The organism is uncultured Campylobacter sp., from assembly GCF_938045465.1.
GTDB lineage: Bacteria > Campylobacterota > Campylobacteria > Campylobacterales > Campylobacteraceae > Campylobacter_B.
Genome location: NZ_CALIBF010000074.1, coordinates 1 through 11,057, shown reverse-complemented (window position 1 = coordinate 11,057; position 11,057 = coordinate 1). Strand labels below are relative to the sequence as shown.

The 11,057-nt window shown below is 50.9% G+C and carries 11 protein-coding genes; 7 read left to right on the top strand and 4 right to left on the bottom strand.

The annotated features are described in order from the left end of the window. The coding region (locus Q0413_RS03630) for a DUF1275 family protein (RefSeq protein ID WP_298987399.1) at positions 1-238 on the bottom strand (238 nt) is incomplete at its 3' end. A gap of 319 nt (positions 239-557) precedes the next feature. Between Q0413_RS03630 and Q0413_RS03625 the strand changes: the two genes are divergently transcribed. The 3 genes from Q0413_RS03625 to Q0413_RS03615 all read left to right on the top strand — a co-directional run bounded on the left by Q0413_RS03625 (position 558) and on the right by Q0413_RS03615 (position 3,304). Then, a complete protein-coding gene (locus Q0413_RS03625; protein WP_298987397.1) occupies positions 558-1,091 on the top strand; it encodes a DUF1104 domain-containing protein in 534 nt (177 codons plus the stop codon). A gap of 434 nt (positions 1,092-1,525) precedes the next feature. Beyond that, entirely contained in the window at positions 1,526-2,188 is a 663-nt protein-coding gene (locus tag Q0413_RS03620; RefSeq protein ID WP_298987395.1) for a response regulator transcription factor, read from the top strand. Between the two features lie 18 nt (positions 2,189-2,206). Then, a complete protein-coding gene (locus Q0413_RS03615) occupies positions 2,207-3,304 on the top strand; it encodes a HAMP domain-containing sensor histidine kinase (protein ID WP_298987403.1) in 1,098 nt (365 codons plus the stop codon). Positions 3,305-4,121: 817 nt separating this feature from the next. Here the strand turns inward: Q0413_RS03615 and Q0413_RS03610 are convergent. The 3 genes from Q0413_RS03610 to Q0413_RS03600 form a co-directional block, all read right to left on the bottom strand. Next, positions 4,122-4,292, bottom strand: coding sequence for a hypothetical protein (locus Q0413_RS03610; RefSeq protein ID WP_298987393.1), 171 nt, complete (start codon positions 4,290-4,292; stop codon positions 4,122-4,124). Positions 4,293-4,349: 57 nt separating this feature from the next. Further along, positions 4,350-4,946 carry a phosphoesterase gene (locus Q0413_RS03605; protein ID WP_298987392.1) on the bottom strand — a complete coding sequence of 199 codons (597 nt, stop codon included), beginning with the start codon at positions 4,944-4,946 and terminating at the stop codon, positions 4,350-4,352. An 83-nt stretch (positions 4,947-5,029) separates the two neighbouring features. Further along, positions 5,030-7,036, bottom strand: a complete 2,007-nt coding sequence (locus tag Q0413_RS03600; RefSeq protein ID WP_298987390.1) for an argininosuccinate synthase domain-containing protein — start codon at positions 7,034-7,036, stop codon at positions 5,030-5,032. 425 nt (positions 7,037-7,461) lie between these two features. On the opposite strand from Q0413_RS03600, the gene Q0413_RS03595 reads away from it, so the two are divergent. The 4 genes from Q0413_RS03595 to Q0413_RS03580 all read left to right on the top strand — a co-directional run. After that, positions 7,462-7,941, top strand: coding sequence for a GNAT family N-acetyltransferase (locus Q0413_RS03595; protein WP_298987388.1), 480 nt, complete (start codon positions 7,462-7,464; stop codon positions 7,939-7,941). 37 nt (positions 7,942-7,978) lie between these two features. Next, the gene (gene argJ / locus Q0413_RS03590) at positions 7,979-9,205 is read left to right on the top strand and encodes a bifunctional glutamate N-acetyltransferase/amino-acid acetyltransferase ArgJ (RefSeq protein ID WP_298987385.1); all 1,227 of its coding nucleotides are present in this window, start codon (positions 7,979-7,981) and stop codon (positions 9,203-9,205) included. 57 nt (positions 9,206-9,262) lie between these two features. Next, complete coding sequence (gene argB / locus Q0413_RS03585; protein WP_298987401.1) at positions 9,263-10,147, top strand: acetylglutamate kinase; 885 nt, start codon at positions 9,263-9,265, stop codon at positions 10,145-10,147. 13 nt (positions 10,148-10,160) lie between these two features. Then, on the top strand, positions 10,161-11,057 hold an 897-nt coding region (locus tag Q0413_RS03580), incomplete at its 3' end, for an aminotransferase class III-fold pyridoxal phosphate-dependent enzyme (protein ID WP_298987383.1).

Sequence of the window (11,057 nt, the reverse complement as noted above, 5' to 3'; positions counted from 1 at the left end):
CCGCCATAAAAGCAAGCATCGTAACGCCCTTCGTAAGCGCTCCGTCAAAATTCCGCGTCGCCAAATCCACCGAGAGAAAGGTAACGTTGCCCGTCTGCCCCGCCACTAGCGTGCCGCCGCGCTTTATGAAGGTATAAGCGTCGATAAAACCGCCGCAAAACGTCATCGCGATGCCAAAACCCATGCCCTGATAGATGTTTGCGCCAAGGCTCGTCCGCGCAAAATTTAAAATTTTCATCCGGCTTCCTTAAATTTTTGAAAAATTATAGCGATTTGAAATAATTTTAAAATTTAGCCTACTTGCATATGCTTATAAAATGAGCTTACGCGTGATTTCTATGCGCTTAAAAGCGGCTTCGCGAAAGAACGAATTTGCACGCCCGAGCGCACGTAAATTTAAAATTTACGCATAAATTTAAGCTCGTATGTCAAAGGCAAACTTGTCGGTAGCGCTCGCAAAATTTCAAAATTTAACTCTCTTTGCGACTTTTGCGAGGCTTAACTTTTTCTTCACGACTTTTTATTACAATCACGCCAACTTTCACAAAGGAGAGAGAATGAAAAAGATTGTTTTAGCAAGCGTTTTAGTCGCGGGCGTGCTGTTCGCCGCAGATTTTCAAAATAGTACTACCGAGCAGATCAATGCCGCAGTCGCTAGCGCGGACGCCAAGAGCTTAAGCGAAGCGGCGTTTGAGATCGATAAGCGCGCGGGCGAGCTAAGAGCGCAGGCAAGGGATCTCAAGCGCGGATTTAAGACCGAGTTTAAAAAGAAGCTGGACGCTATGAGCGTCGAGGATCGCGAGAAATTCCTAGACGAGTTTAGAAAAAACTATAACGCTCAGGCGGGCAAGCTAAGCGTCGAGCAGGCGGATAGGCTGGATATCGAGCTCAAGGATCGCGGCAATTTCGGCAAATTTAAAAAGCCCGCTCGCGGGTTTGGTCCGCACAGATCGCAGACGGCTCCAGGAGAGTGCGGCCATATGCCGCCTAGGGGGATGGGCGACGGCGCGGGTTCGGCAATGCCGCCAAGGGACGCGATGCCGTGCAATCAAAACGCGGGCGCCGCTGTGTGCCCTATGACGCAGCAATAGCTGCCCGCGCGCAAGCTACGTAATTCCGCGCAGCATTTGCGCGGAATTATGTTTTAGTGAAATACGGCGCGAGAATTTTAGAATTTTAGCTTGAAATTTATGCGGCGTAGCGCCGATAAAATTTCGCAAAACCTTATCGGCGCAGGCAAGGTTTTGAAATTCTGCGCCGCGAAATTTAGAATTTCATAGCGGTGGAATTTTAAAGCCCAGTGTTTTACCTGTAAATTTTAAAATTCTGCGGCGTGAAAATTTTAGTTTCTTACGCCGTGCCGCGCGAATAATACTAGGCGAGCAATCTAAATTTACGAAGCATACCCTGAAGCTAAGATGTGCCGTTTTCGCTGCGATAAAATTTGCCGCGAAATTTTGCAATTAAATTTTACGCGGAATTTCACAGGGTATAATTTCAAAAATTCTACGCAAGGAAATGAACTATGGCAAGAGTTTTGATCGTCGAGGACGAGGGGATGCTGCTAGACATGATGTGCACCTATATGCGCGGCGCGGGGCACGAGGTAAGCGGCAGCAAAAGCTACGACGAGGCGCTCTCTTTAGCGTACGAAAAGAGCTTTGATCTGTGGATCTTTGACGTCAAAATCATCGGCGGCAACGGCTTTGCGCTACTTCGCGAGCTGCGCGAGGCGGGGCGCGGCGCACCGTGCATTTTCACGACGTCGCTAAATACTCTGCAAGACGTCGAAAGCGGCTTTGGAAGCGGCTGCGACGACTACCTCAAAAAGCCTTTCGAGCTAAAAGAGCTGGCTCTGCGCGCGGATAATCTACTAAAGCGCACCTTCGTCCACAACGCCGCCAGACGCGAAAATATCGGCGGAAGCTTTAGCTTCGATATGGCTCAGTGCGCGCTATATCATGCAGACAGGCTCGTGCCGATGCCGCAAAAGCAGGCACGGCTTCTTGCTCTGCTTCTGAAAAACCGCGATAAATTCCTTAGTAAGGATGAAATTTTCGCCGCGCTGTGGGACTACGACGAGAGTCCGAGCGAGCTTAGCCTGCGCGTTTATATCGCGGAGCTGCGAAAAATTTTGGGCAAGGATCGCATCATAAACGCTTCCAAGCTCGGCTATAAATATCTCTAGGAGCGCGCCGTGTCCAAAATGCGTCAAATTCTACCGATTTTTTTGCTCTACACGCTTACTAGCGTCTTGTTTTTGGCGCTGGTAAGCAGCGTATTTTACGAGCGGGAGAAGTTTTTTATCGCGGATCGCGATGCCTTTGCGATCAGGGATTTTAAACACGGCTTAGAGGCCAAGCTCGCGCGCGGCGGGCGATTAAACGAGAGCGATTTTGACGCCATGCAGGCATACGCGGCGGATCTGAATAGCAGCGATGAGATCGCGCGGGATTTTGAGCCGAGGGACGACGCGCCGCGCGTGTATATGGAGGGGACCAGCAGGATCGAGCAGTTTAATCTCACCGCCAAGGACGGCACGGAGTACTACGTAGCGATCAAAACTGAGGCGCTTGAGGGCAAGCTGGCGGCGCTGAAGCTTAAAATTTTAGCCGCGAGCGCGCTTGTTTTGGCGCTTATTTTGCTGATCGCGTATTTTATCATCCGCCTTTCGCTACGCCCGCTTTACGAAAAGATCGAGTTTTTAAACGGCTTCATCCGCGACACCACGCACGAGATAAAAACCCCGCTTAGCGTGATTTTGATGAGCATCGAGCTTTTTGATACCGATGCGAAAAAATATCTAGGCAATATCAAGGCGGGCGTAAATACGATAAACGCGCTGTTTGAAGACCTAACCGCGCTAAGCTTAAACAAAAGCGGCAGCGGGCGAGAGGTAAATTTAGGCGAGCTGCTGCAAAGTCGTATCGAGTATTTCGGCGTCTCTGCGGAGCAAAAGTGCATAAGCTTAAGCACCGATCTGCGCCCGGTGGCCTTTTGCGCGGATGAGTTTAAGCTGCGAAAGATCATCGACAATCTGCTTGGCAATGCGATAAAATATTGTGATGAGCTCGGCTGCGTCGAGGTGAGCCTGCGCGAGCGCTCGCTTCGCATTAAAAACAGCGGCGCGGGCATTGCGCAGCAAAATTTGCCGCATATTTTCGAGCTTTATACCCGCTTTGACGAGCGCAACGGCGGCTTTAGCATCGGGCTTTTTATCGTGAAAAAATACTGCGACGAGCTCGGGCTTAAAATTTCGTGCAGAAGCAAGCCGGGAAAGACGGAGTTTCGGCTAGAATTTTAACTTTACACAAATGAAATTCTGCGCGAACGAAATTTTAGCAAGCGGGCTTATTAGGCTTAACCGCGCGGGTTTAAATTTAGCTAGCGATTCCGTCCGTAAAATTTGCGCTAGGTTATAATTTGACGGTAGAATTTGCGCATGTAATTCGGTTGCGTCCGCAAAATTTTGCCCGTCGGTTTGCAGAATACACAGCGTAAATTCTACAAAATTTCGTGAAATTCTGTATGGACGCAGGCAAGATTGCGGCGGCTGGGGATAAAATTTGCAGCAGCTTAGATAAAATCGTGCGCGACAATCGACTAAATTTCGCGAAAATTTCGCGCTTTGCCGATTGGATTCCACCTTGCCCTGCTATCTCATGCGCGCCGTATTCATAGCCCGCACAAAAGGCTGTGTCTCTTTGGGTTTTGATACTCGAACGGAAGCTATCCCGCCCCTCATTCTTGCCGCTCGGCAAGTTGGCATAGACTACGCGCGGATAAATTTTAAAATTTAGACAAGCTCCGCTCCGCCGAAGCAGAGTAGAGCTTGTCTAAAACGGGCGGCGCAGCTATTCTAAGCGCGTAGCCGCTCTTTGAAACGCGCGTCGCTCTTTTAAAGTATGCAGCAAATTTTAAAATTTGCGCGTAGGCAAAAGACAAGCGAGTCAAAAGGGCAAAATTTTAGCGGCAAAATATAGCTTTGCCGCTTTTCAAATTTGACTTCGTATTTATGTATAAAATCAAAATTTAACTAAATTTGACCCCGCCTGAGTCAAAATAGGCGAGGTCAAATTTGATCATTTCTCGCCGAGCGCCCCGCTCTCTGCTAAAATCGATCATTTCTCCCCTAGCGGCCAGTAAACGATCGGCTTGGCTCCAAGCCTTGCTTCGCCGTGATACATTCCTAGCTTATCTTTCGTCCACGCAAAGCCCGTGTGTCCGTGCTTGTCGATAAAGATACCGCCGAGCGCTTTGCCTATCCTCGTATTATGCGGGTGCTTTTGCAAGATATTGTGGCAGGCTACGCTTAAATCAATGCTGCGGCTGTCCGCGTTTAGCCCGGATCACGAATATCTTGCCGCAATCTCCTTTTGCCCTAAAATTTGCACGATCTCCTCTAAGCTTAAAATTTTGCCGTGCGAGTCAAAGCCTACGTTTAGTATGCGCCCCTCCAGGCTAGAAGCGCGGTCGTGCAAGTGTCCGTGAAGCATAAAAGAGCCTTTCGAGGCGTGGTTGTGCTCCTCTACGGGATAGTGAAACATACAGATACTCATACCCGCTTTGCCGTCCTTCATCGCGCCCGCGCCGCCGTCAAAATTTAGCTCCTTGTAGTGCAGGATATCGCTAAAAATAGGATTTCCATCCTCTTTTAGCTCGCGTAGCAGCGCTACTTTGTTTTGGCTAATGAGCGTATCGTGGTTGCCTAAAATCAGCACATGCGAGCCGTTTAGCCTGCGCGCTACGCTTTTTAGATCCTTTAATTTATTACAAAATGCAAAATCGCCCAGATCATAAACCGTATCCTCGGGCCCCACTACGGCATTCCAGAGTTCTATTAGCTTTTCGTTCATCTCGCTTACGTCGTTAAAATTCCTAAATTTAGGGCAGTATTTCATAATATTGCCGTGATAAAAATGCAAATCGGAGGTAAAAAATATCATCATTTTCCTTTAAATTTTAATCGCCGCATCGAATTTATTCTTTACGTTCAAATTTGCACGGCGCCAAATATTCGCGGTAATCGTTAAATTTTTTCTAAAAATTCTTTTATAAAGCCTAGTTTGCCCTGCTCGTCGAGGGATCTGAATTCTCGCTCGTTTGCTTTGATGTGATCGACCAAAGGGTGAAATTCCTCATCGAGCTTGGTTTTATCCAGTTTGCCGGAAAGCGCCTCGTTTTTACTACGAGCAAAAAATTTATTCACGAGATAATAAGGCGTTTTCATCTTAAAGCAAAAATCGTTTTGGCTCGGGATATATACCATAAAGCCCTCGAATTTCGCCTCTTTGACTATATTTTTAAGCTCCGCAAAGCTCGTTTTTAGATACTGTTCGCCCTCCTTGTAAAAAGGTCTTTTTAGTGCTCCGACAGTGCTTGCGGCGATTTTATCCAGCTCAAATTCGCTCTCTTGCGCGCCGGTTTTAGCGTCGATAAGCCCGATAAAAGTCTCGCCAAGTTCCTCTTCTACGATGTGCGGGTCGCTCTCGTCGGTGATCTCAAATAAAAAAGTTTTATTTGGATAGCGTTTGAAAATCTCTTCAAATTTACAGCAGTGCTCGCGCGCCATCTGCGCAAATCTACTATCGGTCGATCCCGTCGTGGAGTAGATGACGCGGCGGTTAAAGCTCGCGCCGCTTTCGTGGGCATCTACGTAGGTGCAACACCCCAAAAAGCCGTTTACCTTTCGCACGGCAAGCACGGGCGTATCGTCTGAGATATCGATAGGATAAAGGCTTTTGCGCGAGGTAAATTCCGAGTAGTTATAGACCTTTTTAAATGGACGCACGATGATATTTAGATCATCGTCCATTATAAGCCCGCGCATCTCGAGCAACGCCTTATCCCAATCGGCTTTGAAAAAGACGCGTTTTGAGTATTTATAGGTGCGAAGCTCGGGATAGAGCTCGCTTTGACGCGCGCTCCAAAGCCTTTTATCCTGCGTAGCGGCGATATATTTTTTCGTTACGTAGGTATTTTGCGCCGCATCAAAGGGTAGATCGCGCCTGTTTAGAGCCGCCGCGTCTTTAATCTTTTGCGCTACGCTTTGGCTCATAGGATTAACGGGCGGGATTAAAATTTCGCCCTCTATTTTATTGTTTGCGACCTTGATAAACATCGCTATCACGGTATCTTCATCGACGCCGTGCTCGGAGGCGAAGAAATTTCGCATTCTAAAGCACTCGAAAATAAATCCATTCTGGGCGGCTTGCTCTTTTAGGCTTAATAGCTCTTTGGTGCGCGCGCTCACGTTGCTAAGCACGATAAGAACGTCTCTATCTTTATTTTCCAGGGCAAATTTATACGCCTGCTTTATCTCGCGGGCGACCTTGCGCTTCGCGTCTTCCAAAAGCTTCGGCGACCAAGTATAAACTCCCGCCTCATCGGGAGCCTCCTGAGGGGTCTTGGACAGAACCAGAAGGTGCTTGTAATCCGGCTCCAGAGAAGGATCCTCCAGCTCCAGCCCCTCGTGGGAGATATGCCAGAGATTGCGGTCACGGCTGTAGGACTCGTCAACGTCAAAGGGGAGGTCAATGCCGTGGGCCTTGCAATAGTCGATCTCGTCCTGACGGGACTCCAGGGTCCACTTGTCATCACGCCAGGGGGCAATGATCTCGATGTCAGGGGCCAGAGCCTTGATGGAGAGCTCAAAGCGGATCTGATCGTTGCCCTTGCCGGTGGCGCCATGACAGATGGCGACGGCGTCCTCCTTGCGGGCGATCTCAACCAGCTTTTTGGCGATGCCGGGGCGCACCATAGAGGTACCCAGAAGATATTTATTCTCATAGACCGCATCGGCCATAACGCAGGGGATGATGTAGTCCTCGGCGAAGGAGTCGGTGATATCCTCAATATAGAGCTTGGACGCGCCGCAGTAGCGGGCTCTCTCTTCCAGTCCGTCCAGCTCTTCTCCCTGACCGCAGTCAACGCAGCAGCAGATGACCTCGTAGCCGTAGTTCTCCTTGAGCCAGGGGATGATTGCGGTCGTATCCAGACCGCCGGAGTACGCGAGAACAACCTTGTCTTTCGCCATGATACATGTCCTTTCTTGACAGCTTTTTCTTTTGAACTGAACTAAATATACAGGAAAATCAGCGGATCAAGCAAGTGTAAAAATATACATATTTTAAGAATAAAAATACATATTTTAGGCGTAAAATGACGAATCTATGAAATAACAAAAAGAAATACGGATAGAAAAGTTTGGTGAAAATGCAAGAATATGCAGAAGGAACTTGTAAAGAGGGCAGAGACAGGTGTAAGATAAGCAGGCCTGAAGAGCCCTGGAATAAAAATTCATAGGATCTTCATAGAGTGACGACCAGCGGCCGTCTGGCCCTGGCGCACATCTCCAGGGACACAGCTACAGCGGCCGCCCTGGCCTTCTACCGAAAGGTGGAGCAGGAGGGCAAGGGGAATGTCGACATGAACGTATGGTATGAGTGAATAGGATAGAATATGGAAGCGAAGATCAATTACACAATTCGCACCATGAGGGAAGAGGACTATGATCGGGTTCTTGCTCTCTGGAAGAGCATCCGTGGGCTCGGTCTGCGAAGCATCGATGATTCCAGAGAGGGGATTGCCCGCTTTATCCGCCGGAATCCGACGACTTCTATTGTGGCGGAGATGGATGGGAGAATTGTGGGAACGGTCCTGTGCGGACACGATGGAAGAGAGGGAAGCTTCTATCACGTCTGTGTCGCTGACAGCTGCCGCAAGAGAGGAATCGGCGGGGCCATGGTGACAGCCGCCATGCTGGCTCTGCACAGGGAGCACATCAATAAGGTGACTCTGATTGCCTTTCAATCCAACGAACTGGGCAATGCCTTCTGGCGGGAAGAGGGCTGGAGTCGAAGGGAAGATATTCACTCCTATGAGTTTATCCTGAATGGGGAGAATATCACCCGCTTTAACAGGCAGTCGGGTCTGGCATAGAGCATTGTTCTGTCAGAGGGCAAGAGAGGAGGTGCCAATGTATCAGGTGATCGAGGGCGGTGTTGCCGCTGCCAGTGGCTTTCGCGTCGGACATACTGCCGCGGGGATCAAGTACCGGGAGAGAGCAGATATGGCTCTGCTGGTCTCTGACAGCTCCTGCGCGGCTGCGGGTGTCTTTACCAGGAATGTGGTCAAGGCAGCGCCGGTTCTCTGGGACAGGCGGATTGTCAGGGAGAAGGGGACAGCCCGCGCCATTGTCGTCAATGCGGGAATCGCCAATGCCTGCACGGGTCAGCGGGGGCTTGGGGTCTGCGGGAAGACAGCAGATTGTGCCGCCAGGGCCCTCGGACTTGCGCCGGAGGAGGTTCTGCTGGCTTCTACCGGCGTGATCGGGATGGATCTGCCCCTGGATCGGATCTGCGCAGGAATCGGGGCTATGGCTTCTGACCTTCAGTCCGGCCCTGTGGCCGGCCATCGGGCAGCCAGAGCCATTATGACAACAGACACTTCTCCCAAGGAGGCTGCGGTGACGCTGACTTTAGATGGGAAAAGGGTGACCATTGGCGGTATGGCCAAAGGCAGCGGGATGATCCATCCGGATATGTGCACCATGCTCTGTTTTATCACAAGCGACTGCGCCATAGAGCAGAGCCTTTTGCAGCAGGCCCTGGCAACGGTTGTGCCGGACACGTTCAACATGATCAGCGTGGATGGAGATACTTCGACCAATGACACATGTCTGCTTCTCGCCAATGGACAGGCAGACAACCGAAGAATTGACAGGAAAAATGAGGACTATGAGGCGTTTGTCAAGGCCCTGTCAGCGGTCTGCGGCTCTCTGGCCCGGCAGATGGCCGCGGACGGAGAGGGGGCGAGCTGCCTCTTTGAGGTCAAGGTGAGAAATGCCCGCTCTGACGCGGAGGCCAGAATTCTGGCCAAGTCGGTGGTGACCTCTTCTCTGACCAAGGCGGCCATCTATGGTCATGACGCCAATTGGGGCCGCATACTCTGCGCTCTGGGATATTCCGGCGTGGACTTCGATCCGGATCGGGTAGACCTCTATTTCTCGTCTGAAAAGGGAAAAATCCAGCTGGTCAAGGACGGTCTCGCCCTTGATTACAGCGAGGCAAAAGCGACAGAGATATTGACCGCCCCAAAAGTAACGGCGATTTGCGACATGAAACAGGGAGACCATGAGGCCACGGCCTGGGGCTGTGATCTGACGCATGACTATGTAACCATTAACGCGGACTACCGATCATAGGACCTGCAAGAGATGATTCGAGGAGAGAGGCACAGATGGAAAACGGCAGACAAGAAGATCGAAGAGATTCAGGACAAGGCCGCGACATTGATCGAGGCAATCCCCTATATTCAGCGCTTTAACCGCAAGGTGATTGTGATTAAATACGGCGGCAGCGCCATGCTGGATGAGGAGCTGAAAAAGGACGTCATCCAGGATGTGGTTCTCTTGAAGCTGGTCGGATTTAAGCCTGTCATTGTCCATGGAGGAGGCAAGGAGATCAGCAGCTGGGTCGGCAAGGTCGGCATGAAGCCGAGCTTCATCAACGGTCTGCGTGTGACGGATGAGCCAACCATGGAGATCGCAGAGATGGTCTTAAATCGCGTCAACAAGTCACTGGTCCGTATGGTTGAGGAGCAGGGAGTTCACGCCGTTGGAATCTCCGGCAAGGACGGCGGTCTGCTCAAGGTGACAAAGAAATTGTCCAAGGGGCAGGATATCGGCTATGTGGGAGAGGTCAAGGAGGTTCACCCGAAGATCCTGCTGGATCTGCTGCAGAAGGATTTCCTTCCGATTGTCTGCCCGATCGGGTATGACGATCACTATGATACCTATAATATCAACGCGGATACGGCTGCCTGCGCGATTGCCAGGGAGCTTCAGGCAGAGAAGCTGGCCTTTTTGACTGACATCGAAGGAGTCTATCAGGACTCAAATGATCCCAGGACGCTGATCTCAGAGCTGACCGTCTCTGAGGCCCGCAAGCTGATGAAGGACGGCTGTATTACAGGCGGGATGCTGCCCAAGATAAACAATTGTGTTGAGGCGGTTGAGAACGGGGTCAACAGGGTTCATATTCTGGATGGCCGCCTGGCCCACTGCCTCCTTCTTGAGATCTTTACCGACAAGGGAGTTGGCACGGCCATGCTCTCTGATGACGCCGTATCAGCTGACAAAATATAAGGAGAGGACCGGTATGAAGCAGGAGGAATACATCAAAAGGGCAGAAGAGAACCTCTTTCATGTCTACAATCGCTTTCCCGTCGTCTTTGACCACGGGCAGGGGGTATACCTCTATGATACGGACGGGAAGAAATACCTGGACGCGGGCTCCGGGATCGGGGTCATGGCTCTGGGATATGGTGATCCGGAATATAACTGTATTCTGCACGAGCAGCTGGAACGGCTGATTCACAGCTCCAATCTCTATTATACGCCCCAGCTCGCGGCCGCCTCAGAGGCAGTGACTCAGGTCACCGGTATGGACCGGGTCTTTTTCACCAACTCCGGCGCCGAGGCAATCGAGGGAGCCTTAAAAACTGCCAAAAAGCATGCTTATCTGAAAAACCCGAAGGCCGGTCAGAAAATCATAGCCATGAAGCACAGCTTCCATGGCAGAACGGTTGGAGCCTTATCTGTCACAGGAACAGAACATTATCGCACCCCCTTTTATCCCCTGATGGACGGGGTCTGCTATGCTGAATTTAACAATCTGGAGTCCGTTAAGAATCAGCTGGAGGAAGGAGTCTGCGCCATTATTCTGGAGACCGTGCAGGGAGAAGGAGGGATCATCCCGGCCAGCAGGGAATTCCTGCGCGGGATCCGCCGGATTTGTGATGAGCGCGGCATTCTGATGATCGTCGATGAGATTCAGTGCGGTATGGGGCGCAGCGGGCGAATGTTCGCCTATCAGGACTATGGAATCCGCCCGGATATTCTGACCACGGCCAAGGCCCTGGGACTCGGCCTGCCAGTGGGAGCTTTTTGTGTCAGCCAGGACTTGGCTCAGACGTCTCTGGTCCCCGGAGACCACGGGACCACCTATGGAGGAAATCCCCTGGCATGCGCGGCAGTGACCGCATCGATCCGTCTG

What these genes read in the sequence shown, in the direction of transcription:
- Q0413_RS03625 (WP_298987397.1), top strand. Translation starts at nt 558, where the DNA reads ATGAAAAAGATTGTTTTAGCAAGCGTTTTAGTCGCGGGCGTGCTGTTC.
- Q0413_RS03620 (WP_298987395.1), top strand. Translation starts at nt 1,526, where the DNA reads ATGGCAAGAGTTTTGATCGTCGAGGACGAGGGGATGCTGCTAGACATG.
- Q0413_RS03615 (WP_298987403.1), top strand. Translation starts at nt 2,207, where the DNA reads ATGCGTCAAATTCTACCGATTTTTTTGCTCTACACGCTTACTAGCGTC.
- Q0413_RS03605 (WP_298987392.1), bottom strand. Translation starts at nt 4,946, where the DNA reads ATGATATTTTTTACCTCCGATTTGCATTTTTATCACGGCAATATTATG.
- Q0413_RS03600 (WP_298987390.1), bottom strand. Translation starts at nt 7,036, where the DNA reads ATGGCGAAAGACAAGGTTGTTCTCGCGTACTCCGGCGGTCTGGATACG.
- Q0413_RS03595 (WP_298987388.1), top strand. Translation starts at nt 7,462, where the DNA reads ATGGAAGCGAAGATCAATTACACAATTCGCACCATGAGGGAAGAGGAC.
- argJ (WP_298987385.1), top strand. Translation starts at nt 7,979, where the DNA reads ATGTATCAGGTGATCGAGGGCGGTGTTGCCGCTGCCAGTGGCTTTCGC.